Source organism: Micromonospora sp. TSRI0369, assembly GCF_001905625.1.
Taxonomy (GTDB): Bacteria; Actinomycetota; Actinomycetes; order Mycobacteriales; family Micromonosporaceae; genus Micromonospora; species Micromonospora echinospora_A.
Genome location: NZ_LIVU01000001.1, coordinates 297,509 through 320,265, shown reverse-complemented (window position 1 = coordinate 320,265; position 22,757 = coordinate 297,509). Strand labels below are relative to the sequence as shown.

The following is a 22,757-nucleotide window of genomic DNA, read 5'->3' as shown; positions in this document are numbered from 1 at the left end:
GGCGTATCTCTGGACTCGCCACCTGCCGCTCGACCGGCGTTGGTGCGGCGGCGTCGTCAGGCCGCACAGCGGGCCCGATCCGATGCGCAGTGGGGCGCGCACCGCGCCGCCCGTGACGCGGCCAGGGCGGAGACGGTCGCGGCGTCCGCCGAGTGGGTGCGAGGGCTGGGCCTGCGCGAACTGCTGCTGATCGGGGCGGCGATCTACTGGTGTGAGGGCGGCAAGGCCAAGCCGTGGCGTCCGCACGACTGCAGGATCAAGTTCGTCAACAGCGATCCGTTGCTCGTGGGCCTGTTCCTGCGCTTCCTGGATGCCGTCGAGGTCCCGCCCGAGGATCGACGATTCCGGGTCAGCATCCACGAGACGGCTGACGACGCGGCGGCGGTCCGGTGGTGGGCCGAGCGGGTGGGTGTGCCCGCTGATCGCTTTCAACCCACCACTATCAAGAGGCATCGTCCACTGACGACACGGAAGAACGTCGGAACCGACTATCGCGGCTGCCTGACCATCCATGTGGTGGGCGGGAGCCGGCTCTACTGGAGGATCGAGGGGATCATGAAAGGAATGAGCAATGAAGATCCACCACGTGACCGGTAAGGTGTAGGCAGCCGGCGGGCAGCTTGCCTTTTGCCCGTTTTCGACCGTCCCGGGTCGTCTAATGGCAGGACGTCAGGTTTTGGTCCTGATTATAGGGGTTCGAATCCTCTCCCGGGAGCTTCTGCTGTTTGCCCTCCCGCGGGTGGTTAGCATGACCGCGAGACTGTCGCCGTCCCGACGGGAGAGCCACGTCGTGTCCCAGCCCCACCTCCGCACCGTTGTCGTGCTCGCCGCCGGTGAGGGCAAGCGGATGAAGTCGTCCCTGCCCAAGGTGCTGCACCCGCTGCTCGGCCGTACCCTGCTCGGTCACGTCCTCGCCGCGGCCGCGCCGCTCGGCGCGGACCGCACCGTGGTGGTGGTCGGCCACGGCGCCGACCAGGTCCGGGCGCACCTGACCGACGTGGCCCCGGCGGCGACGCCGGTGCTCCAGGAGCGCCAGCTCGGCACCGGCCACGCGGTCCGCATCGCGCTGGACGCGGCGCCGGACGCCACCGGCACCGTCGTGGTGATCAACGGGGATGTGCCGCTGCTGCGGCCGGAGACGGTCCAGGCGCTCGTCGAGGCGCACGAGGACGCCGCCGCCGCGGCGACGGTGCTCGCCGCCGAGGTGCCGGACCCGACCGGTCTGGGCCGGATCGTGCGGGACGTGCAGGGGCAGCTGGAGCAGATCGTCGAGGAGCGGGACGCCACGCCCCAGCAGCGCGCGCTGCGGGAGATCAACGCGGGCATCTACGCGTTCGACGCGGCCCGGCTGCGGGAGGCGCTGGGCAAGCTCTCCACCGACAACGACCAGGGCGAGGAGTACCTGACCGACGTCTTCGCGCTGCTGCGCGACGCCGGGGAGCCGGTCGCGGTGCACTGCGCCGCCGACCACGTGGAGACGCTCGGCTGCAACGACCGGGTCGAGCTGTCGGCGCTGCGGCGGCTGCTGCGCGACCGGGTTAACGAGGGCTGGATGCGTACCGGGGTCAGCATCCTCGACCCGCACACGACGTGGATCGACGTGACGGTGACCGTCGAGCGGGACGCGGTGATCGACCAGAACACGCAGCTGCAGGGCACCACGGTGGTCGGCGAGGGCGCGCTCGTCGGCCCGGACACCACGCTCGTGGACACGGTGGTGGGCGCGGGCGCGAGCGTGGTGCGCTCCCACGCGCTCGGCGCCGAGGTGGGGCCGGAGGCCAGCGTGGGCCCGTACGCGTACCTGCGGCCGGAGTCGCGGCTGGGCCGCAAGGCGAAGGTCGGCACGTTCGTGGAGACCAAGAAGGCGTCGATCGGTGACGGGTCGAAGGTGCCGCACCTGTCGTACGTGGGGGACGCGACGATCGGCGAGCACAGCAACATCGGCGCGGCCACTGTCTTCGTCAACTACGACGGGGTGCGCAAGCACCACACCACCATCGGCAGTCACGCGCGTACCGGAGCGGACAACATGTTCGTGGCGCCGGTGCGGGTTGGCGACGGCGCGTACACCGCTGCCGGTTCGGTGATCACCGGGGACGTGCCGCCGGGTGCGATGGCGGTGGCGCGGGGCCAGCAGCGCAACGTGGAGGGCTGGGTGCTGCGCAAGCGGGCCGGTACGGAGGCCGCGGAGGCGGCGCGGCGGGCCGGTGAGGATGCGTCGGAGACGGGCGGGGCCGCAAGGGAAGGTGACTGACTCCACGGGGATCGGCGGGCCGTGGGTGGATCGTTGAACCGGGGGCATACTGCAACCGAACACTCCCCGGCCCCACCGCCGCCGGGCACCACCGACATACGGGAGCAGACGGGCCCATGGGCAGCATCGTCGCCGAAAACCGCAAGAGCCTGATGCTCTTCTCCGGGAGGGGTTTTCCGGAGCTGGCCAAGGAGATCGGTGAGGTGCTCGGCGTCGCGCCGACGCCGGCCGACGCGTACGACTTCGCCAACGGCGAGATCTTCGTCCGGTACAAGGACTCGGTTCGTGGTTCGGACGCCTTCGTGGTGCAGTCCGTGACGCACGGCGTGAACACCTGGGTCATGGAGACCCTGATCATGGTCGACGCGCTGAAGCGCGGTTCGGCCAAGCGGATCACCGTGGTGCTGCCGTTCTACCCGTACGCGCGGCAGGACAAGAAGCACCGCGGCCGGGAGCCGATCTCGGCGCGGCTGATCGCCGACCTGCTCAAGACGGCCGGCGCGAACCGCATCCTGACCGTCGACCTGCACACCGCGCAGATCCAGGGCTTCTTCGACGGCCCGGTGGACCACCTGTTCGCCATGGACGTGCTGGCCGAGTACGTGGAGCACAAGTACGCGGGCCGGCCGATGACTGTGGTGGCGCCGGACTCGGGCCGGGTCCGTGTGGCGGAGCGGTGGACCGACCGGCTGGGCGGCTGCCCGCTGGCGTTCATCCACAAGACCCGTGACCCGCTGAAGCCGAACCAGGTCGTGGCGAACCGGGTGGTCGGTGAGGTCGAGGGCCGGGTGTGCCTGATCGTGGACGACATGATCGACACCGGTGGCACGATCACCAAGGCGGCGGACATCCTCAAGGAGCAGGGTGCGGCGGAGATCGTGGTCGCCTCGACGCACGCGCTGCTGTCCGACCCGGCGACCGAGCGGCTGAAGAACAGCCCGATCAGCGAGGTCGTCGTGACGAACACGCTGCCGCTGCCGTCGGAGAAGCAGTTGGACAAGCTCACAGTGCTGTCGATCGCCCCGCTGCTGGCGCGGGCGATCCGTGAGGTCTTCGACGACGGTTCGGTGACCACCCTGTTCGGTGGCCTGAGCTGATCGTCGCGGTCCGGTCGCCGGCACGTCCGGCGGCCGGGCCGATGCCCTGCGGAACAGGCGCGGCGGTGATATGGGGGACTGCCGGAAAGCCGGGAAAGCCCTCGGGTAGACTGGTGCGGTTGCCACGGCGAGGGTGCCCGGCGGGCTGCTGACAAGCACCGCACGGAGGCGCCGTCATCGACGCGGTGCTCCGGGCGGTCGTTCATGACCCTAGCCCCAGCGAGCCCCTCGCCCCAGCACCGCCAGACGACAAGCCGCCGCAGCGAAGCATCAGGAGTTTCCCCGTGTCCGAGGTAAAGATCAGCGCCGAGCCCCGTACCGAGTTCGGCAAGGGTGGTGCCCGTCGTACCCGCCGGGCCGGCAAGGTGCCCGCCGTGCTGTACGGCCACGGCGAGAAGCCCAAGCACATCGCGCTTCCGGCGCGGGAGTTCGCCGCCGCGATCCGTAAGGGTGGCGCGAACCAGCTCTTCGCCATCGAGGTCAGCGACGGCACGCAGGTGCTGGCGCTGCCGAAGGCGATCCAGCGTGACCCGATCAAGGACACCTTCGAGCACGTGGACCTGCTGCTGGTCCGCCGGGGCGAGAAGGTCACCGTCGAGGTCCCGGTCCAGCTGACCGGTGAGGCCGCGAAGGACACCCTGATCGTGCACGACCACGACACGCTGTCGGTGACGGCCGACGCGACCAAGGTGCCGGACCACCTGGAGGCGTCGATCGAGGGCGCCGAGCCGGGCACCACGATCACCGCCGCCGACGTCGAGCTGCCGGCCGGCGTCGAGCTGGCCACCGACGACAGCACCGCTGTCGCGTCGGTGACCGCCGCTCCGACCGCCGAGCAGCTCGAGGCCACCCTCCCCGAGGTCGAGGAGGCCACCGAGGAGGCCGAGGCCGAGGCCGGCGAGGAGACCGCCGAGGGTGCCGAGGGCGCTCCGGCCGCCGAGGGCGAGGAGGCCCCGGCCGAGGCGAAGACCGAGGCCTGACCGGTCCGCAAGGCTGTGCGACAGGCGTCCCCGGTTCCCGGGGGCGCCTGTCGGCGTATCGGGACGGCTGGTCGGGGAAGCGAGCGGGAAGGGACGTCGGGTGACGGACGAGGCGGGACCGTGGCTGGTGGTCGGCCTGGGCAACCCCGGCCGGGAGTACGCGAACAACCGGCACAACGTCGGGTTCATGGTGGCCGACCTGCTGGCGGCCCGGGTGGGCGCGAAGTTCGGGCGGCACAAGCGCGCGATGGCCGAGGCCGCCGAGGGGCGGCTGGGGTTCGGCGGCCCGAAGCTGGTGCTGCTCAAGCCGTTGACGTACATGAACCTCTCCGGCGGTCCGGTGGCCGGGCTGGCGCAGTTCCACAAGATCCCGCCGGCGCACGTGATCGCGGTGCACGACGAGCTGGACATCCCGTACGGGCAGGTGCGGGTGAAGTGCGGCGGTGGCGAGGGCGGCCACAACGGCCTGCGTTCGATGTCGAAGTCGCTCGGTACGAAGGACTACGTGCGGGTGCGGTTCGGCATCGGCCGGCCGCCGGGCCGGCAGGACCCGGCTGACTACGTACTCTCGGATTTTTCCCCGGCGGAGCGCAAGGAGCTGGAGTTCCTGGTGGACCGCGCGGCGGACGTGGTGGAGTCGGTGGTTCTCAAGGGTGTGGAGCCGACGCAGAACCTGTACCACGGGGGCTGACCGGTTCGGGTGACGGAGCGAAGGGGCGACGGGAGCATCATGGGCACTCCTCCGATGATCGACGGCGGCTTCGCCCGGTGGCTGGCGTCGCGGGCCGGCCAGGCGTTGACGGCGTTGCGTACGGAGCTGGGGTTCGCCGACGCGGGAGCGCTCCGGTCGGCCGGGGACAAGGTCTCGCACGACCTGATCCGCACCGAGCTGGCGAGGTGGCGGCCGGCGGACGCGGTGCTGTCGGAGGAGGACGAGGGTTCGCGGCTGGCCTGGACGGCGGAGGTGACGAGCGAGGCGTTGTCCCGCCTGACCGCCGACCGGGTCTGGATCATCGATCCGCTGGACGGCACCCGGGAGTACGCGGAGGAGGGGCGCGCGGACTGGGCGGTGCACGTGGCGCTCTGGTCGCGTACCGCGTCGACGCCGCACGGTCTGGTGGCGGGCGCGGTGGGCCTGCCGGCCCAGCACCGGGTGCTCGGCACGGATCATCCGCCGGCCTACCCGCCGATGACTGTGGAGGCCGCCGTGGGCGGCAGCCGCCGGGTCATCCGGTTGGCGGCCAGTCGTAGCCGTCCGCCGGTTTTCCTGACCGATCTGGCAGAGGACGTCGGCGCTCATCTGGTCCCGATGGGCTCGGCGGGCGCGAAGATCGCCGCCGTGGTCACCGGTGAGGTCGACGCGTACATCCACGCGGGCGGTCAGTACGAGTGGGATTCGGCCGCTCCGGTCGCTGTGGCGACGGCCACCGGTCTGCATGCTTCCCGGATCGACGGTTCTGCGCTGAAATACAACGGGGCCGACCCGCGCCTACCGGATCTGCTGGTCTGCCGCAAGGATCTCGCGAGTCGGTTGCTTGCAGCGTTGCAGCGGCATTCCGGGTAACCTGAGCGTTCTTCTTCACGAGTCCGACCTGAAAGGTCTGGAATCCGATGTACGGATCCGTGCGAATCGAGTTCGTGTCATGACGTCCCCCGCCGCGTACCAGGTGTCGCACCTCGACGCCCTCGAGGCGGAGAGCATCTTCGTGATGCGTGAGGTGGTCGCCGAGATGGAGCGGCCGGTGCTGCTCTTCTCCGGCGGCAAGGACTCGATCGTGATGCTCCGGTTGGCACAGAAGGCGTTCGCGCCGGCCAACATCCCCTTCCCGGTGATGCACGTGGACACCGGGCACAACTTCCCCGAGGTGCTCGACTACCGCGATCAGCGGGTGGCCGAGCTGGGCCTGCAGCTGATCGTGGCGAGCGTGCCGGAGGCGCTGAACAAGGGCCTGGTCCGCGAGTCCGCCGACGGCATGCGCAACCGCATCCAGACGCCGGTGCTGCTGGAGGCGGTCGAGAAGCACCGCTTCGACGCGCTGTTCGGCGGCGCCCGGCGCGACGAGGAGAAGGCGCGGGCCAAGGAGCGGGTGTTCAGCTTCCGCGACGAGTTCGGCCAGTGGGACCCGAAGAACCAGCGTCCGGAGCTGTGGGCGCTGTACAACGGCCGGCACCACCCGGGCGAGTCGATCCGGGTGTTCCCGCTGTCGAACTGGACCGAGCTGGACGTGTGGCACTACATCGCGCGGGAGCGGATTCCGCTGCCGTCGATCTACTACGCGCACGAGCGCGAGGTGATCGAGCGCGACGGCATGCTCTACGCGGTGAACGAGTTCTTCCGGGCCCGCGCCGGTGAGCAGCCGTTCAAGACCCAGGTGCGGTACCGGACCGTGGGTGACGCCTCCTGCACCGCGGCTGTCCGCTCGGACGCCGACACGGTGGAGAAGGTGATCGAGGAGGTGGCCGCCACGCGGATCACCGAGCGCGGCGCGACCCGCGGCGACGACCGGGTCAGCGAGGCCGCCATGGAGGACCGCAAGCGAGAGGGCTATTTCTGATGAGCGTCGAGACCCTGGCGCCGGCCGAGAGCGAGACCGCGCGGCCGATGGACCTGCTGCGGTTCGCCACCGCGGGCAGCGTCGACGACGGCAAGTCGACGCTCATCGGCCGTCTGCTCTACGACACCAAGTCGCTGTTCACCGACCAGCTCGCCGCGGTCGAGGCGGTCAGCGCGGCGCGTGGCGACGAGTACACCAACCTGGCGCTGCTCACCGACGGCCTGCGCGCCGAGCGGGAGCAGGGCATCACCATCGACGTGGCGTACCGCTACTTCGCCACGCCGCGGCGCAAGTTCATCATCGCCGACACCCCGGGGCACATCCAGTACACCCGGAACATGGTCACCGGCGCCTCGACCGCCGACCTGGCGCTGATCCTGGTGGACGCGCGCAAGGGCCTGGTGGAGCAGTCCCGCCGGCACGCGTTCCTCTGCTCGCTGCTGCGGGTGCCGCACCTGGTTCTCTGCGTGAACAAGATGGACCTGGTCGACTGGTCGCAGGAGGTCTACGAGCGGATCGCCGACGAGTTCACCGCGTTCGCGGCGAAGCTCGACGTGCCGGACCTGACCGTGGTGCCGGTCTCCGCGCTCAGGGGCGACAACATCGTCACCCGCTCGGAGAACATGCCGTGGTACGAGGGGCCGTCCCTGCTGCACCACCTGGAGCGGGTGCACATCGCCTCGGACCGCAACCTGGTCGACGTGCGGTTCCCGGTGCAGTACGTGATCCGGCCGCAGTCCACCACCGTCACCGACTACCGGGGCTACGCCGGGCAGGTGGCCTCGGGCGTGCTCAAGCCGGGCGACGAGGTGATGGTGCTGCCGTCCGGGTTCACCAGTCGTATCGCCGCGGTGGAGACCGCCGACGGCCCGGTGGACGAGGCGTTCCCGCCGATGTCGGTGACGGTCCGGCTGACCGACGAGCTGGACATCTCCCGCGGTGACATGATCTGCCGGCCGAACAACGCCCCGATGGCCGTGCAGGACATCGAGGCGATGGTCTGCTGGATGGACGAGACCCGCCCGTTGCAGGTCGGCGGCAGGTACGCGATCAAGCACACCACCCGCTCGGCGCGGGCGATCGTGCGCGGCCTGCACTACCGGCTGGACATCAACTCGCTGCACCGGGACGAGACGGTGGGGGAGCTGAAGCTCAACGAGATCGGCCGGGTCCGGCTGCGGACCACGGTGCCGCTGCTCGCCGACGAGTACCGCCGCAACCGCACCACCGGCGGCTTCGTGATCATCGACGAGGCCACGAACCGTACGGTCGGCGCCGGCATGATCGTCGAGGCCGGCTGACCCCTGCGTGTAAGGAAGGGCCCCTTGTTAACAGCTCACTGTTAACAAGGGGCCCTTCCTCTACCGCAGGCGTTAATAAGGGGCCCTTCCTTACACCTCAGCCCAGGCGGGTTACGCCTCCTGCGGGGCGGACGGTGAGCGTGCCGGGGGCGGTGAAGCCGCGCTTCGCGTACGCCTCGGTGACGGCTGCGGCCACCGGGTCGGCGGCGTCCGCGTCGACCAGGGCGAGCACGCAGCCGCCGAAGCCGCCGCCGGTCATCCGGGCGCCGTACGCCCCGGCGGACAGCGCCGCCTCGACCGCGGTGTCGATCTCCGGCACGGTGATCTCGAAGTCGTCGCGCATGGAGGCGTGCGAGGCGGTCAGCAGCGGACCGGTGTCGCGGACCCGGCCGGCGCGCAGCAGCGCGACGGTGTCGAGCACCCGCTGGTTCTCGGTGACCACGTGCCGGACCCGGCGGCGGGTCTCGTCGTCGAGCCGGGCCAGCGCGGCGTCGAGGTCGGCCACGTCGACGTCGCGCAGCGCTGCGACTCCGAGCGCGGCGGCGCCCCGTTCGCAACTGCGGCGCCGGGCGGCGTACTCGCCGTCCGCGTGCCGGTGCGGCGCCCGGCTGTCGATCACCAGCACGGCCAGCCCGGCGGCGTCCAGGTCGAACGGGATCTGCTCGACCTCCTCGGTGCGGCAGTCGAGGAACAGCGCGTGCCCCTCCCGGCCGCGGATCACGGCGGACTGGTCCATGATCCCGGTGGGCGCGCCGACGTAGTCGTTCTCGGCCCGCTGGGCGAGCCGGGGCCACGCCTGCGCGGGCAGGTCCAGGCCGCCGAGGTCGACCAGCGCCGCCAGCACCGCCGACTCGATGGCGGCCGACGAGGAGAGCCCGGAGCCGACCGGCACGTCGGAGGCGACGGCGAGCCGCGCGCCCGGCACGTCGTGCCCGGCGGCGCGCAGCGCCCACACCACCCCGGCCACGTAGGCGGCCCAGCCGTCGACGCCGCCGGGCTCGTCGGCCTCCGCGGCGCCGAACTCCACCGGCTCGTCGTCCAGCTCCGACCAGACCGTCCAGCGCCCGTCGGGGTCGGGCGCGGCGGCGACCACGGTACGCAGCGGCAGCGCGAAGGGCAGCACGAAGCCGTCGTTGTAGTCGGTGTGCTCGCCGATCAGGTTGACCCGCCCGGGCGCCGCCCAGCGGCCGGCCGGCTCGGTGCGGTACCGCTGCCGGAAGCCGGCGGTGGCGCGGTCGGCGACCGTCATGAGGGCTGCCCCGCGACGTGTGCCCGGTAGAACGCCCACGCGTCGCCGACCATGTCGTGCAGGGTCGGCTTGGCCGGCGTCCAGCCCAGCTCGTCGCGGGCCAGCGCGGAGGACGCGACCAGCTCCGCGGGGTCGCCCTCGCGGCGGGGGGCCACCTCGACCGGCACCGGGTGGCCGGTGACCTCGCGGACCACGTCGACCACCTGCCGGTTGGTGAAGCCGTTGCCGTTGCCCAGGTTGTAGATGCGGTGCCGGCCCGGGGTGGCCGCGTCGAGCGCGAGCAGGTGGGCGCGCGCCAGGTCCTCCACGTGGATGTAGTCGCGTACGCAGGTGCCGTCGACCGTGGGGTAGTCGTCGCCGAAGAGCTGGAGCTTCTCCCGCCGCCCGGCGGCGACGTCGAGCGCGATCGGGATGAGGTGTGTCTCCGGGTCGTGCCGTTCGCCGATGGCCAGCCCGTCGCGCAGGTACGCCCCGGCGACGTTGAAGTAGCGCAGCGAGACGGCGGCCAGGTCGTGCGCGATCGCCTCGGAGGTGAGCGCCATGTCGACGGCCAGCTTGGTCGCGCCGTAGGTGCTGGTGGGGGCCTTGACGGCGGTCTCGGGGATGGGCAGCTCGGTGGGGTTGCCGTAGACGGCGGCGGTGGAGGAGAAGACCATCCGGGGCACCCGGGCGGCGCGGACCGCGTCGATGAGCGCGATCGAGCCGACGGTGTTGGTGTGCCAGTACAGCTCGGGCCGGATCATCGACTCGCCGGCGGCGATCAGGGCGGCGAAGTGCAGCACGCCGTCGAACCCGGCGTCGGGGGTGAGCACCCGGGCGGCCTCGTGCACCGGCAGGTCGACGTGGGTCGCCTCGGGGGCGAGGGCTTCCCGGTGACCGGTGCGCAGGTCGTCCAGCACGGTCACCTGGTGGCCGTGGTCGAGCAGCATCCGGGTCACCACGCTGCCGATGTAGCCGGCGCCGCCGGTGACGAGCAGTTTCACGTCGGTCGTCCTCCTGCCTGGGCCGCGTCGCGTGGCGGCCGTCCCGCGATCACCCTACGGCCGGGGGCGGTGTCGCGGCTGTCGAGTTGAGTCCGCCTCCATTCCATCACAATCCTTCATGATTGAACAGATCCGAACATTGGCCCGGGCGCACGGTGGCCGCTGTCTACCATCCTTCTCATGCGGGAGGGTGGTGGTCCCGGGCCCCGGCGGCGTCCGTCGGGGCGGCTCCGACGCGAACCCGGCCCGCTGGCCCGTACCGTGGCCCGCCTGGTGGTGCGGGCGGCCGACGGCGCCACCCGGCTGGTGACGGACCTGCTCGGCGCCAGCCCGGTCGCCGGACGGGAGCGGATCACCGAGGCCGAGCTGCGCGATCTGGTCGCGGCGAACACGCTGCTCGACGCCGACGAGCGCCGGATCATCGACGAGGTGCTGCTGGCCGGCGCCCGGCTCGTACGCGAGGTGATGGTGCCCCGCACCGAGGTGGTCTTCCTCAGCGCCGCCCTGCCGCTGGCGCGGGCCCAGCGGCTGGTCCGGGACGACCCGCACACCCGCTACCCCGTGGTCGACGGCACGCACGACGACGTGGTCGGCATGGTGCACCTGCGGGACGTGCTGCTGCGCCCGGAGCCCGACCGGCCGCTGGTGGTCGGCGAGCTGACCCGCGAGGTGAAGCGCCTGCCGGACAGCAAGCGCGTGCTCGCGGCGCTGACCGAGATGCGCCGGGAGGGCCACCACCTGGCCGTGGTGATCGACGAGTACGGCGGCACCGCCGGCATCGTCACCTGCGAGGACCTGGTCGAGGAACTGGTCGGGGAGATCCGGGACGAGGAGCACGGCCCGCTCGAACCGGAGGCCGCCGGCCTGCCCGCCGTCGTGGACGGCCGGCTCAACCTGACCGACTTCGCCGAACGGACCGGCGTGCCGCTGCCCGCCGGCCCGTACGAGACGGTGGGCGGGTTCGTGATGGCCGCGCTGGGCCGGCTGCCGGTGGCCGGGGACGAGGTGCCGGTGGCGCTCGACCCGGACAGCGGATCGGTCCCGGCCGATCCGGCCGGCTGGTTGCTGCGGGTACTGACGCTCGACGGACGGCGGGTGTCCCGCCTGGCGGTCTCCGCCGCGCGGCTGCCCGAGCCCCGGCGTGAGGTGGACGGTCCGCTTCCGCCCGTACCCGCCCGATCCACCGGCCCGTCATGACGGACGCCGGGGCTTGCTGACAGAATTGCCGCCATGTCCGACGTACCCGCCCGCCCGCGCGTCTTCTCCGGCATCCAGCCGACGGCCGACTCGTTCCACCTCGGCAACTACCTGGGCGCGCTGCGGCACTGGGTGGCGTTGCAGGACAGCCACGACGCGTTCTACTGCGTGGTCGACCTGCACGCGATCACCGCGGGGCACGACCCGAAGGTGCTCAAGCACCGCAGCCGGGTGGCCGCCGCGCAGCTGTTCGCGCTGGGCCTCGACCCGGAGCGCAGCACGCTGTTCGTCCAGTCGCAGGTGCCCGAGCACCCGCAGCTGGCCTGGGTGCTCGGCTGCATCACCGGGTTCGGCGAGGCCGGCCGGATGACCCAGTTCAAGGACAAGTCGCAGAAGCAGGGCAGTGAGCGGGCCAGCGTCGGCCTGTTCACGTACCCGATCCTGCAGGCCGCCGACATCCTGCTCTACCAGGCGAACGCGGTGCCGGTCGGCGAGGACCAGCGGCAGCACCTGGAGCTCTCCCGGGACCTGGCGCAGCGCTTCAACTCGCTGTTCGGCCGCACCTTCACGGTGCCCGCGCCGCACATCGTGAAGGACACCGCGAAGATCACCGACCTGCAGGACCCGACGGCCAAGATGTCGAAGTCGTCGTCCTCCCCGGCCGGCATCATCGACCTGCTGGAGGATCCGGCCCGCTCGGCCAAGAAGATCCGCTCGGCGGTCACCGACACCGGCCGCGAGATCGTCTTCGACGCCGAGGGCAAGCCGGGCATCAGCAACCTGCTCACCATCTACTCGGCGCTGTCCGGGCGGGGCATCGACGACCTGGTGGCCGCGTACGACGGCAAGGGCTACGGCGACCTGAAGAAGGACCTGGCCGAGGTGGTGCGCGAGTTCGTCACCCCGATCCAGGAACGCACGAACGGCTACCTGAACGACCCGGCCCAGCTCGACAAGCTGCTCGCGCGGGGCGCGGAGAAGGCCCGGGTGGTGGCCGCCGCGACGCTGCGTGACGCGTACGAGCGGGTCGGTTTCTTCCCGCCGGTGCGGTTCGAGTAGCGGCCCGGTCGGGCGGAAACGGGTGACGCAGCCGGTGGCCGAAGGGGTGGCGCGCAACGTGGCGGGCAGTGACGCGGTGCCGGGCGGCGCAGACACGATCCAGATCGGGATCGCTGTCGACGTCCCCGAGCCCTGGGGCGGGATGCTCACCCGCCGCCGGGTCGAGGCCGGCGACCCGGCCGCCGTCCCCGCGCACGTCACCCTGCTCGGGCCCACCGAGATCCCGGTACGCGCGCTGCCCGCCGTCGAGGATCACCTGGCCCGGGTCGCCGCCGCGCACCTGCCGTTCACCCTGCACCTGCGGGGCACCGGCACGTTCCGCCCGGTCACCCAGGTGGTGTTCGTGACGGTGGCGGCCGGGATCAGCGAGTGCGAGCTGCTGGCCGCCGCCATCAACTCGGCCCCCGAGCTGCGGCGCGAGCTGCGTTTCCCCTACCACCCGCACGTCACCGTGGCCCAGGACGTGCCGACCGAGGTGCTCGACAAGGCGTACGAGGACCTGGCCGACTTCTCCGCGTTGTTCCAGGTGGAGGCGTTCACGCTGTTCTCGCACAGCGGGGCGACCCGGTGGCAGCCCCGCCGCGACTTCCGGCTCGGCGGGCAACGCTGAACATCCGACCGGCCGGGGCACCTCCACCGCGGGCGAAGATCGGCGAGGATGACGGGGTGAACGTCTTCGGCCGGATCGAGGCGGCGGTGGGGCGCCGCATCGACGCGGCGCGTGGCCGCTCGTCGGCCTTCGACCACGTCTGGCGGGCCGGGACGCTCTACGCCGACCTGCTCGCCGGTCGGCTCGCCGCCGCCATCGCGTACTACGGCTTCTTCGCCGTGTTCGCGCTCGCCCTGGTCGCGTACTGGATCTTCGGCGCGGTGCTGCGCGACAACGAGGAGGTCAGCCGCGCGGCGGCCCACTTCCTGGAAGAGAACCTGCCCTTCCTCGACCCGGCGCAGATCGCCGAGAGCAGCAACACCGTCGGCGTGGTCGGCCTGGTCATCCTGGTCTTCACCGGCATCGGCTGGGTGGAGGCGATCCGCTCCTCGCAGCGGCTGATGTACGGCTTCAACCAGCAGCCCGGCAACCTGGTGATGCGGCGTCTTGTCGACCTGGGTGTGCTGGTCGCCGTCTTCGTGCTGCTGTTCGTCTCGGTGGCCGCCGTCGACGCGCTGGAGTCGCTGCTGCGGTTCCTGCTGCGCAGCACCGGCTCGGTGGGCCTGACCACGATCAGCGCGGTGCTGAGCGTGCTCGTCAACGCCGTGCTCGCCGCCGCGATGCTGCTCGCAGTGCCCCGGCTGCGGATGAGCCGGCGGCGGCTGCGACCGGCGGTGCTCGCCGTCGCGATCGGGATCACCCTGCTCAACACCGTCGGTCGCTACTACGTGGTACGCACCGAGCGGAACCCGGCGTACACAGTGGTCGCCACCGCCGTGGGCCTGCTGCTCTACCTCTACCTGCTCAACCAGTTGGTGCTCTTCGGCGCGGCGCTCGCCGCGACCAGCCCGTACGGCCGGGTGGTGGACATGGCCGAGGGCGGGGCCCGGGAGGTGGACGTGGAGGCGGACGTGCTCGACGAGGAGACCGAGCCGGGAACGCCGGGAGGGGCGGGATGAGCGCGCGGATCCGGATCGACGCCGCGTCGGCGGTGCCGCCGTACGAGCAGGTGCGCGCGCAGTTCGCGGCGCGGATCGGCGACGGGCGGCTGCCGGTGGGCACCCGGCTGCCCGCGGTGCGGCAGCTCGCGGCGGACCTGGGGCTGGCGGTGAACACGGTGGCGCGGGCCTACCGGGAGCTGGAGGCCGCCGGGCTGGTCCAGACGCGCGGCCGGCACGGCACGGTGGTCGCGCCGGGACGGGACGACGCCGCCGACCGGCTCCAGCAGGCCGCCGCCGGGTACGCCGCCGAGGCACGCCGCCTGGGCGTACCGCCGGAGCGGGCGGTCGCCCTGGTCCGTGCGGCGCTGGACGCCGGCACGCATGGTTGAGCGCGGTCCCCTGAGCGGGGAGAGTCTCCGCCGATGCGGTCCCCGGGCGAAGCCCGGCCGACGATGATGGGCCGGTGGGCGCACTCGTGACACTCGACCTGCCGGACGACTCGCCGATGCTCGGCCTGCCGTGGATCATCACGTTCGGCCCGCTCGGCGCTGACGACGAGTGGGAGCCGGTGGTCTGCGGCCCGTACGAGCGGGCGCACGCGCTGGCGCTGGCCGAGGCGGTGGTGGCCGAGGAGCAGCTGATGGCGGTGGTGGAGCCGCTGCTGCCGGCGCTCACGCCGGAGGAGATCCGGGGCGAGATCGCCGCGGCGCAGATCGCCGCCGAGGACGAGGCAGCCGAGATCGACCAGGCCGATCTGTACGGCGACTTCGAGGACGTCATCGACGAGGAGCTGGAACTGGCAGCCGAGCGGCAGCCCGAGCCCGAGCCGGCGAATCCGCCCGACCGGGAGGAGATCCGGGCCGGGTTCGCCCGGATCGCCGCGCTGCTCACCGCCAAGGGCGGCTGAGGACGCTCAACGCGGCGGCCCGTCGAGCACGCAGAACTCGTTGTCCTCCGGGTCGACGAGCACCACGAAGCCCTCCGCGCCGGTCTGCCCGACGTCGGCGAGCCGGGCGCCGAGCCCGATCAGCCGCTCGACCTCCGCCGTCTGCCCCTCGTCGGCGACCAGGTCCAGGTGGAGCCGGTTCTTGCCGTGCTTCGGGGTGCCGCTGCCCTGCAACCAGACGGTCGGGCCGGGCCGGCCGGACGGCGGGTAGAGCTTCGCGTTGCCGTCGTCGCCCTGCGAGACCGTGTAGCCGAGGGCGGCGGACCAGAACCGGGCCATCCGGTCCAGGTCGCTGACGTCGAGGGTGTACTGCGCCACGCGTGCTGTCATCCCCCGGTGGTACCCCGGGCTGCCGGGATGGACACCGGCCCCCCGGGAGCGGACTCCCGAGGGGCCGGGACCACCTCACCCCCCACCACAAGGGGTCGGCAGCCCAGCCGCCCGTCGGCGCGGGGCACAACGGACGGCCAGGTCGTTGGCGGGTTACCCGGCTCAGCGCCGTTCGAACCACGCAGCCGCGTCCACCGGCAGGACGTGTCCGTCGCCCCGCTCGGTGAGGTCGGCGCTCGCGACGACCGGGCGGCCGTGGCCGCGCACCGTCACGTCGGCGCCGCTGATGTTGACCACACAGGTCAGCTCGGCGTCCCCGGCGGCGCGGCGGAACGCCAGGACGCCGGGCTCGGTCTCCAGCCAGGTGATGCCGCCGACCTCGGCGAGCGCCGGGTGCTCGTGCCGGATCCGCAGCGCGGTCCGGTACAGCTCCAGCGTCGAGCCGGAGGCCCCGGTCTGCGCGGACACCGACAGGGACCGCCAGGTCGCCGGCGCGGGCAGCCAGCTCAGCTCGCTGCCGTCGGGCCCGAATCCGTACGGGGGCAGCTCGCCGCCCCACGGGATCGGCACCCGGCAACCGTCGCGGCTCTCCCCGGTACGCCGGAACGCCGGGTCCTGGCGCAGCTCGTCGGGCAGGTCCAGCACCTCCGGCAGGCCCAGTTCCTCGCCCTGGTAGACGTACGCGCAGCCGGGCAGCGCGAACATCAGCAGCGCGGCGGCGCGGGCGCGGCGCAGGCCGACCTCGCCGTCGCCGTACCGGGTGACGTGACGCTGCCGGTCGTGGTTGGACAGCACCCAGGTGGTCGGCGCGCCGACGATCGTCGACTCGGCCAGCGCGGTGTCGATCACCTTGCGGAACGAGTCGGCCGACCAGGTGGCGTCGAGGAAGTCGAAGCTGAACGCCTGGTGCAGCTCGTCCGGGCCGATGTACCGGGCCAGCCGCTGCGGCGTTTCGGCCCAGGCCTCGGCCACAGCCATCCGGCCACCCGGGTAGCTGTCCAGGATCGGGCGCCAGGCGCGGTAGATGTCGTGCACCTCGTCCTGGTCGAAGTACGGCAGCCGGCCCTTGCCCAGCAGCTCGGACTGGCGCTGGCCGGTGGTCATCGAGTTGAAGCCGACGTCCGGCAGCCCTTCGGCCTTGATCATCCCGTGGGCCACGTCGATCCGGAAGCCGTCAACGCCCCGGTCCAGCCAGAAGCGCAGGATGTCCTCGAACTCGGCCCGCACCTGCGGGTGACGCCAGTTCAGGTCGGGCTGCGCCGGGTCGAACAGGTGCAGGTACCACTGGCCGTCGACCACCCGCGTCCAGGCCGGGCCGCCGAAGATGCTCTCCCAGTCGTTCGGGGGCAGCTCGCCCTGCTCGCCCTTGCCGTCGGCGAACAGGTAGCGCTCGCGCTCCGGCGAGCCGGGACCGGCGGCGAGCGCCGCGGCGAACCACGGGTGCGCGCTGGAGGTGTGGTTGGGCACCATGTCGACGATGATCCGCAGGCCGAGCGCGTGCGCGTCGGTGATCATCTCGTCGAAGTCGGTCAGGTTGCCGAACAGCGGGTCGACGTCGCGGTAGTCGGCCACGTCGTAGCCGGCGTCGACCTGGGGAGAGGTGTAGAACGGCGTCAGCCAGAGCGCGTCCACGCCGAGGTCACGCAGGTACGGCAGGCGCTGCCGGATGCCCTGGAGGTCACCGACCCCGTCGGAGTTCGCGTCGGCGAAGCTGCGGACGTACACCTGGTAGACGACCGCGGACCGCCACCAGTCGTCGTCGGCGGTCCGTGGCGTGGGGGTGGTGGCGGAGGTCATCGCTGTCGATTCCCGTTCTGTGGCGGCGCAGGGTGTCTGAGCAGAATGCCGCCACAGCACTGCAAGAGTCAAGCATTTCTTGCGCAAGAAATGACAGCCATCACTCGCGCCGACCCTGCCCCCGTCTCCCGAATCCCGAGACGCCCACCCACCCCCACTGCCGCCGATCCGGTCGATCATGAGGTTGACGGCAGTCTCTGCCCGCTTTGTCCCCGCCAACTTCATGATCGCCGCGCCCTGAGCCGGGGCGGGAGGGATGGAGGGGAGTGCGGGGCTGTCAGGCGGGGATGGGGAGGGAGGGGGAGGAGGGGGTGGGGCGCTGGCGTTTCGGGGGGTCGGCGGGGCGGGTCACCGCGGTGGAGCCGCGTACCACCAGCTCGGGGCGGAACAGGTACTCCGAGTTCGGGGAGGGATGGCCGTTGATCTCGTCGACCAGGGCCCGCACCGCGGCGACCGCCATGGCGGCGACCGGCTGACGCACGGTGGTCAGCGGCGGGTCGGTGAAGGCCATGAGCGGAGAGTCGTCGTACCCGACCACGGAGATGTCACCGGGCACCGAGAGGCCGCGCTGGCGGGCCGCCCGGATCGCGCCGAGCGCCATCAGGTCCGAGCCGCAGACCAGGCCGGTCACGCCGCGCTCGATGAGCCGGCCGGCGGCCGCCTCGCCGCCCTCCACGCCGAACAGCGACAGCTCGGTCAGCTCCGTCAGCTCGTCGGAGGTGATGTCGGTGAGGCGCCCCATCGCGGCCTTGTAGCCGGCGACCTTGCGCTGCACCGGCACGAAGCGGTCCGGGCCGGTGATCAGGCCGATCCGGCGGTGCCCGAGCGCGACCAGGTGGGCGACCGCGAGTTCGGCGGACTCACGGTCGTCGCAGGAGACGAACGGGGCGGGGATGCCCGGGGCGTACCCGTTGATCATGACGATCGGCAGCGGCCGGGCCAGCAGCGTGCGGTAGCGGTCGTGGTCCGCGGCGGTGTCGGCGTGCAGGCCGGAGACGAAGACGATGCCGGAGACCTGCCGGTCCAGCAGCATCTCCACGTACTCGTCCTCGCGGACGCCGCCCGGGGTCTGCGTGCAGAGCACCGGTGTGTAGCCGGTGGGGGCGAGCGCGGACTCGATGATCTGGGCGAACGCCGGGAAGATCGGGTTGTCCAGCTCCGGCACGACCAGGCCGACCAGCCCGGCGCTGCGCTTGCGCAGCCGGGCCGGGCGTTCGTAGCCGAGCACATCGAGGGCGGTGAGGACGGCCTGCCGGGTCTCGGGGGCCACACCGGGGCGGTCGTTGAGCACCCGCGACACCGTGGCCTCGCTGACTTCAGCCTGTTGGGCGATGTCGGACAGTCGAGCGCGCATGTGCGGCACTTTAGCCCAACGGCAAAGTCTTGCGTACACTTCTGCAAGCCCTTCCATTCTCTGCAACCTCTTGCTAACGTCCCCGCAACATGCGAGAGCAGCGGCGCAGCACCACGGCGCCGGTCAGCAAGAAATTTCAGAGGTTTCCACTGGCGGGCCGCCCTTCCCCCGGCGGGCCGCCATGACGACAGGAGTACCGATGCGCATCCGTACCGCGGGTGTGGTCGCCGTCCTCGGCCTGGCGCTCGCCGCCTCCGGCTGTGGTGACAGCGGCAGCGACGACAAGCCGGCCGCCGGTGAGTCCGCCAAGGCGACCGGCGGCAAGCTGGTCATCTGGGCCGACGACAAGCGCACGGCCGCGCTCAAGCCGTTCGCCGAGGAGTTCGGCAAGGAGAACGGCGTGACCGTCGAGGTCCAGGCCGTCTCCAAGGACCTGCAGACCAACTTCGTCACCGCCTCGCAGCAGGGCAGCGGCCCGGACGTCGTGGTCGGCGCGCACGACTGGATCGGCAACCTGGTCCAGAACGGCGCCATCGACCCGGTGCAGCTCCCGGCCGAGCAGAAGGCCGGCTTCAACGAGACCGCCATCAAGGCCGTCACGTTCAACGGCCAGCTCTACGGTGTGCCCTACGCCACCGAGAACGTCGCGCTGATCCGCAACACCGAGCTGGCCCCCGAGGCGCCGAAGACGATCGAGGACCTGGTCGCCGCCGGCAAGAAGCTCAAGGCCGAGAAGAAGGCCAGCGAGATCCTGTGCCTGCAGTCCGGCCAGAACGGCGACGCGTACCACATCTACCCGCTCTACACCTCCGGCGGCGGCTACCTGTTCGGCACCACGGCGAACGGCGACTACGACCCGAAGGACCTGGGCGTGGGCAAGCCGGAGTCGATCGCTGCCTTCCAGAAGATCGCGAAGCTGGGTGAGAAGGGCGAGGGTGCGCTGAAGCGCTCCATCACCGGCGAGAACTCCATCGCCACCTTCACCGGCAAGAAGTGCGCGTTCCTGGTCTCCGGCCCGTGGGCCGTGGCCGACGCCAAGAAGGCCAACATCTCCTACGACATCTCCCCGGTCCCCGGCTTCGCCGGTGGCCAGGAGGCCCAGCCGTTCGTGGGCGTCCAGGCGTTCTACGTGGCCGCCAAGGGCAAGAACAAGGCCCTGGCCCAGGAGTTCGTCACCAACTACGTGACCAAGCCCGAGCTGGCCGTCGCGCTGTACAAGGCCGAGCCGCGCCCGCCGGCGCTGACCGCCGCCTTCGACCAGGTCAAGGGTGAGGACGCGGACCTGGCCAAGTTCTCCGAGGCCGGCAAGAACGGCCAGGTTCTCCCGGCGATCCCGGCCATGGCCGCGATCTGGGACCCGTTCGGCAAGGCGGAGGCCGCCATCATCGGCGGCGCCGACCCGGCCAAGACGATCACGGCCGCCGGCAAGACCATCCAGGGTCAGATCAAGTAATGAGCGCGCCGCTGTCCGGCCCGGGGTCTGCACCGCAGGCCCCGGGCCGGGAGCCCGTACGCCGTGGGCTCCCGCGCACGTCCCGTACCGCGCGGCAACACGCGCCGATCACCGCGACCGGCCTCGTCGTCAAGGTGGTCCTGCTCGGCCTGGTGGCCGGGATCGCGATCTGGGCGGCCTTCCCGCTCATCGAGGCCGAACACTGGATCGGGCTGGGCATCCTGGTGGCCACCACCGCCGGCCTGTTCTACCTCTACCTGAGCCGCCGGCACATCCCCGCCAAGTACCTGGTCCCCGGCACGCTCTTCCTGATCGCCTTCCAGGTCTTCCCGGTGCTCTACACCGCGAGCACCGCGTTCACGAACTTCGGCGACGGCCACCGCGGCAGCAAGGACGACGCGATCGTCGCCGTGCAGACCTCCTCGGTGAAGCAGGTCCCCGGCTCGACCGAGTACAACCTCACCATCGCCACGAAGGGTGACCCGGCGACCGGCGCCCTGGTCTTCCTGCTCAGCGACCCGAAGACCAAGGACGTCTTCGCCGGCGACGCGGAAGGGCTGCGCAAGCTCGACGCCGCCGACGTCGAGGTGAGCAGCCTCAGCGGCAAGATCACCGCGGCGGACGGCTACACCCTGCTGAACATCGGGCAGGCCAGCAGCCGCAGCGACGCCGTCACCGCGCTCATCGTGCCCACCGACGAGGGCGCCATCCGCTCCAACGGCCTCACCCGGGCCTACGAGGGCAAGGCGCTCCGGGCGTACGACGCCGCGTGCGACTGCGTCAAGGACAGCGAGACCGGCAAGACGTGGACCGCCGACGAGGGGTCCGGCTCCTTCGTCGCCGCCGACGGCGAGCGGCTCGCCCAGGGCTGGAAGGTCGACGTCGGGCTGAAGAACTTCAGCGCGGTGCTCACCGACCCGAACATCTCCCGCCCGTTCTTCGGCACGCTGGCCTGGAACTTCGCGTTCGCGATCGGTTCCACCGGCCTGACGTTCCTGCTCGGCATGGCCATCGCGCTCGCGCTGCACTCACCCCGGATGCGGGGGACCAACTTCTACCGGGTGCTGCTGATCCTGCCGTACGCCATGCCGTCGTTCGCCATGCTGCTGATCTGGCGGGACATGTTCAACACCGACTTCGGGCTGCTCAACAACCTCTTCGGGCTGAACGTCGACTGGTTCGGCGGCAGCTGGTCGGCCCGGATCGCGGTGCTGCTGGTGCAGCTCTGGCTCGGCTACCCGTACATGTTCCTGGTGGCCACCGGCGCGTTGCAGGCCATCCCGCGGGAGCTGACCGAGGCGACCTCGGTCGACGGCGCGTCGCCCTGGCAGTCGTTCAGGTCGGTCACCCTGCCGCTGCTGCTGGTGGCGCTCTCGCCGCTGCTGATCGCGTCGTTCGCGTACAACTTCAACAACGTCAACGCGATCCTCTTCACCACCGAGGGCGGCCCGTTCGCGCCGGACAACCCGACGAACGGCGCCACCGACCTGCTGATCACCTACACGTACCGGCTCGCGTTCGGCGCCCAGGGCGCCGAGTTCGGCCTGGCCGCCACCGTCTCGATCTTCATCTTCGCGATCGTGGCGACGGTGTCGGCGATCAGCTTCCGGCGGACCCGTAAGCAGGAGGAGGTGTACTCGTGACCACTATCGCGAAGACGCCCACGACCACCCGCACGCCGGCCCGCCGCTCGCGTGGACGCTGGTTCGCGCAGGTCGGCTGGCGGCACGTGGTGGGCGTGCTGGCGGTGGCGTTCAGCCTCTTCCCGATCCTGTTCGTGATCTCGGCGGCGTTCAACCCGCTCGGCACGCTCTCCTCCACCGAGCTGCTGCCGACCGGGGCGTCGCTGGAGAACTTCACGAACCTGTTCGACCGGACCGCGTTCGGCCACTGGTTCCTCAACTCGCTGCTGCTGGCGGGTGTGGCCAGCTTCGCGTCGATCTTCCTGTCGTCGCTGGCGGCGTACGCGTTCTCCCGGATGCGCTTCGCCGGACGCCGGGTGGGCCTGCTCGCGCTGCTGCTGATCCAGATGTTCCCGCAGTTCCTGGCGATCGTGGCGATCTTCCTGATCTTCACCACGCTCACCGACCTCTACCCGTCGATCGGGTTCAACACCCCGTGGGGCCTGTTCCTGCTCTACATGGGTGGCGCGCTCGGCGCGAACACCTGGCTGATGAAGGGCTTCTTCGACACGCTGCCGAAGGAGCTGGACGAGTCGGCGACCATGGACGGCGCGTCGCACGTGCAGGTCTTCTTCCGGATCATGCTGCCGCTGGTGGCGCCGATCCTGGCGGTGACCGGCCTGCTCGCGTTCATCGGGTCGATCAACGAGTTCATCATCGCCAACGTGTTCCTCACCGAACCCGAGGCGAAGACCCTCGCGGTCGGCATGTACGGCCTGGTGGCCGGCGAGCGCAACAACAACTTCGGGATGTTCGCGGCGGGCACGCTGCTCACCGCGATCCCGACGGTGCTGGTGTTCCAGTTGCTCCAGCGCTACATCGTCTCCGGACTCACCTCCGGAGCGGTAAAGGGCTGAGCCTCCTCGGCTCACGCTGCGGCAAGGGCGTCGTGTCGGCGTACACCGGAGCGGTTTGAAGGGCGGACCGCCG

The 22,757-nt window shown here is 71.3% G+C and carries 21 protein-coding genes, 1 tRNA gene and 1 pseudogene; 18 read left to right on the top strand and 5 right to left on the bottom strand.

Going from position 1 to position 22,757, the window contains the following annotated elements:
• Window positions 1-42 precede the first annotated feature (42 nt).
• The 9 genes and pseudogenes from AMK25_RS32165 (at window position 43) to AMK25_RS01430 (ending at window position 8,187) form a co-directional block, all read left to right on the top strand.
• Window positions 43-597 (top strand): hypothetical protein, encoded by a 555-nt coding sequence (locus AMK25_RS32165; protein WP_083664589.1) that lies wholly within the window; start codon window positions 43-45, stop codon window positions 595-597.
• A 47-nt stretch (window positions 598-644) separates the two neighbouring features.
• Window positions 645-715, top strand: a tRNA-Gln gene (locus AMK25_RS01465).
• Window positions 716-748: 33 nt separating this feature from the next.
• Window positions 749-2,314: pseudogene (gene glmU / locus AMK25_RS01460) on the top strand (bifunctional UDP-N-acetylglucosamine diphosphorylase/glucosamine-1-phosphate N-acetyltransferase GlmU); the annotation flags it as partial.
• Between the two features lie 56 nt (window positions 2,315-2,370).
• Window positions 2,371-3,351, top strand: coding sequence for a ribose-phosphate diphosphokinase (locus AMK25_RS01455; RefSeq protein WP_030501163.1), 981 nt, complete (start codon window positions 2,371-2,373; stop codon window positions 3,349-3,351).
• A 284-nt stretch (window positions 3,352-3,635) separates the two neighbouring features.
• The gene (locus AMK25_RS01450) at window positions 3,636-4,331 is read left to right on the top strand and encodes a 50S ribosomal protein L25/general stress protein Ctc (protein WP_073825349.1); all 696 of its coding nucleotides are present in this window, start codon (window positions 3,636-3,638) and stop codon (window positions 4,329-4,331) included.
• Between the two features lie 100 nt (window positions 4,332-4,431).
• Complete coding sequence (gene pth, locus AMK25_RS01445) at window positions 4,432-5,022, top strand: aminoacyl-tRNA hydrolase (RefSeq protein ID WP_073825345.1); 591 nt, start codon at window positions 4,432-4,434, stop codon at window positions 5,020-5,022.
• A 39-nt stretch (window positions 5,023-5,061) separates the two neighbouring features.
• Window positions 5,062-5,895 (top strand): inositol monophosphatase family protein, encoded by an 834-nt coding sequence (locus AMK25_RS01440; RefSeq protein WP_073825341.1) that lies wholly within the window; start codon window positions 5,062-5,064, stop codon window positions 5,893-5,895.
• A gap of 79 nt (window positions 5,896-5,974) precedes the next feature.
• Window positions 5,975-6,886: a sulfate adenylyltransferase subunit CysD gene (gene cysD / locus AMK25_RS01435; protein WP_073825338.1), complete on the top strand. Its 912-nt coding sequence runs from the start codon at window positions 5,975-5,977 to the stop codon at window positions 6,884-6,886.
• Window positions 6,886-8,187, top strand: a complete 1,302-nt coding sequence (locus tag AMK25_RS01430) for a sulfate adenylyltransferase subunit 1 (RefSeq protein ID WP_073825334.1) — start codon at window positions 6,886-6,888, stop codon at window positions 8,185-8,187. The genes cysD and AMK25_RS01430 overlap by 1 nt, the downstream gene beginning before the upstream one ends.
• Before the next feature lie 97 nt (window positions 8,188-8,284).
• Here AMK25_RS01430 and galK read toward each other — a convergent pair whose 3' ends face one another.
• A complete protein-coding gene (gene galK, locus AMK25_RS01425; RefSeq protein WP_073825330.1) occupies window positions 8,285-9,436 on the bottom strand; it encodes a galactokinase in 1,152 nt (383 codons plus the stop codon).
• Window positions 9,433-10,419, bottom strand: a complete 987-nt coding sequence (galE, locus tag AMK25_RS01420) for a UDP-glucose 4-epimerase GalE (RefSeq protein ID WP_073825326.1) — start codon at window positions 10,417-10,419, stop codon at window positions 9,433-9,435. The genes galK and galE overlap by 4 nt, the downstream gene beginning before the upstream one ends.
• A 180-nt stretch (window positions 10,420-10,599) precedes the next feature.
• On the opposite strand from galE, the gene AMK25_RS01415 reads away from it, so the two are divergent.
• The 6 genes from AMK25_RS01415 to AMK25_RS01390 all read left to right on the top strand — a co-directional run bounded on the left by AMK25_RS01415 (window position 10,600) and on the right by AMK25_RS01390 (window position 15,172).
• Complete coding sequence (locus AMK25_RS01415; RefSeq protein WP_241826208.1) at window positions 10,600-11,616, top strand: hemolysin family protein; 1,017 nt, start codon at window positions 10,600-10,602, stop codon at window positions 11,614-11,616.
• Between the two features lie 33 nt (window positions 11,617-11,649).
• On the top strand, window positions 11,650-12,675 hold the full coding sequence (gene trpS / locus AMK25_RS01410; protein ID WP_073825318.1) for a tryptophan--tRNA ligase: 1,026 nt from the start codon (window positions 11,650-11,652) through the stop codon (window positions 12,673-12,675).
• A gap of 22 nt (window positions 12,676-12,697) precedes the next feature.
• Window positions 12,698-13,285, top strand: a complete 588-nt coding sequence (locus AMK25_RS01405; protein WP_073825315.1) for a 2'-5' RNA ligase family protein — start codon at window positions 12,698-12,700, stop codon at window positions 13,283-13,285.
• A gap of 56 nt (window positions 13,286-13,341) precedes the next feature.
• Window positions 13,342-14,283 (top strand): YhjD/YihY/BrkB family envelope integrity protein, encoded by a 942-nt coding sequence (locus AMK25_RS01400; RefSeq protein WP_073825311.1) that lies wholly within the window; start codon window positions 13,342-13,344, stop codon window positions 14,281-14,283.
• Window positions 14,280-14,654 (top strand): GntR family transcriptional regulator, encoded by a 375-nt coding sequence (locus tag AMK25_RS01395; protein ID WP_073825307.1) that lies wholly within the window; start codon window positions 14,280-14,282, stop codon window positions 14,652-14,654. Before AMK25_RS01400 ends, AMK25_RS01395 begins: the two co-directional genes overlap by 4 nt.
• Window positions 14,655-14,728: 74 nt before the next feature.
• A complete protein-coding gene (locus AMK25_RS01390; protein WP_073825304.1) occupies window positions 14,729-15,172 on the top strand; it encodes a hypothetical protein in 444 nt (147 codons plus the stop codon).
• A gap of 6 nt (window positions 15,173-15,178) precedes the next feature.
• On the opposite strand, the gene AMK25_RS01385 is transcribed toward AMK25_RS01390, so the two are convergent.
• The 3 genes from AMK25_RS01385 to AMK25_RS01375 all read right to left on the bottom strand — a co-directional run bounded on the left by AMK25_RS01385 (window position 15,179) and on the right by AMK25_RS01375 (window position 18,692).
• The gene (locus tag AMK25_RS01385) at window positions 15,179-15,541 is read right to left on the bottom strand and encodes a VOC family protein (RefSeq protein ID WP_073825300.1); all 363 of its coding nucleotides are present in this window, start codon (window positions 15,539-15,541) and stop codon (window positions 15,179-15,181) included.
• A gap of 162 nt (window positions 15,542-15,703) precedes the next feature.
• Window positions 15,704-17,338 carry a glycoside hydrolase family 13 protein gene (locus AMK25_RS01380; RefSeq protein ID WP_073825297.1) on the bottom strand — a complete coding sequence of 545 codons (1,635 nt, stop codon included), beginning with the start codon at window positions 17,336-17,338 and terminating at the stop codon, window positions 15,704-15,706.
• 277 nt (window positions 17,339-17,615) lie between these two features.
• Window positions 17,616-18,692 (bottom strand): LacI family DNA-binding transcriptional regulator, encoded by a 1,077-nt coding sequence (locus AMK25_RS01375; protein WP_073825294.1) that lies wholly within the window; start codon window positions 18,690-18,692, stop codon window positions 17,616-17,618.
• A 199-nt stretch (window positions 18,693-18,891) separates the two neighbouring features.
• Here AMK25_RS01375 and AMK25_RS01370 point away from each other — a divergent pair, with 199 nt between their 5' ends.
• The 3 genes from AMK25_RS01370 to AMK25_RS01360 are packed head-to-tail and all read left to right on the top strand — an operon-like array spanning window position 18,892 to window position 22,684.
• Window positions 18,892-20,145, top strand: a complete 1,254-nt coding sequence (locus AMK25_RS01370) for a sugar ABC transporter substrate-binding protein (protein WP_073825291.1) — start codon at window positions 18,892-18,894, stop codon at window positions 20,143-20,145.
• Window positions 20,145-21,788, top strand: a complete 1,644-nt coding sequence (locus AMK25_RS01365; RefSeq protein ID WP_073825288.1) for an ABC transporter permease subunit — start codon at window positions 20,145-20,147, stop codon at window positions 21,786-21,788. The genes AMK25_RS01370 and AMK25_RS01365 overlap by 1 nt, the downstream gene beginning before the upstream one ends.
• Window positions 21,785-22,684 carry a sugar ABC transporter permease gene (locus AMK25_RS01360; protein ID WP_073825286.1) on the top strand — a complete coding sequence of 300 codons (900 nt, stop codon included), beginning with the start codon at window positions 21,785-21,787 and terminating at the stop codon, window positions 22,682-22,684. Before AMK25_RS01365 ends, AMK25_RS01360 begins: the two co-directional genes overlap by 4 nt.
• Window positions 22,685-22,757 lie beyond the last annotated feature (73 nt).

Excerpts from the sequence above, each read along its gene's own strand:
- AMK25_RS01455 (WP_030501163.1), top strand. The coding sequence starts at position 2,371 with ATGGGCAGCATCGTCGCCGAAAACCGCAAGAGCCTGATGCTCTTCTCC.
- AMK25_RS01440 (WP_073825341.1), top strand. The coding sequence starts at position 5,062 with ATGGGCACTCCTCCGATGATCGACGGCGGCTTCGCCCGGTGGCTGGCG.
- cysD (WP_073825338.1), top strand. The coding sequence starts at position 5,975 with ATGACGTCCCCCGCCGCGTACCAGGTGTCGCACCTCGACGCCCTCGAG.
- AMK25_RS01430 (WP_073825334.1), top strand. The coding sequence starts at position 6,886 with ATGAGCGTCGAGACCCTGGCGCCGGCCGAGAGCGAGACCGCGCGGCCG.
- galK (WP_073825330.1), bottom strand. The coding sequence starts at position 9,436 with ATGACGGTCGCCGACCGCGCCACCGCCGGCTTCCGGCAGCGGTACCGC.
- AMK25_RS01415 (WP_241826208.1), top strand. The coding sequence starts at position 10,600 with ATGCGGGAGGGTGGTGGTCCCGGGCCCCGGCGGCGTCCGTCGGGGCGG.
- trpS (WP_073825318.1), top strand. The coding sequence starts at position 11,650 with ATGTCCGACGTACCCGCCCGCCCGCGCGTCTTCTCCGGCATCCAGCCG.
- AMK25_RS01395 (WP_073825307.1), top strand. The coding sequence starts at position 14,280 with ATGAGCGCGCGGATCCGGATCGACGCCGCGTCGGCGGTGCCGCCGTAC.
- AMK25_RS01385 (WP_073825300.1), bottom strand. The coding sequence starts at position 15,541 with ATGACAGCACGCGTGGCGCAGTACACCCTCGACGTCAGCGACCTGGAC.
- AMK25_RS01380 (WP_073825297.1), bottom strand. The coding sequence starts at position 17,338 with ATGACCTCCGCCACCACCCCCACGCCACGGACCGCCGACGACGACTGG.
- AMK25_RS01375 (WP_073825294.1), bottom strand. The coding sequence starts at position 18,692 with ATGCGCGCTCGACTGTCCGACATCGCCCAACAGGCTGAAGTCAGCGAG.
- AMK25_RS01370 (WP_073825291.1), top strand. The coding sequence starts at position 18,892 with ATGCGCATCCGTACCGCGGGTGTGGTCGCCGTCCTCGGCCTGGCGCTC.
- AMK25_RS01365 (WP_073825288.1), top strand. The coding sequence starts at position 20,145 with ATGAGCGCGCCGCTGTCCGGCCCGGGGTCTGCACCGCAGGCCCCGGGC.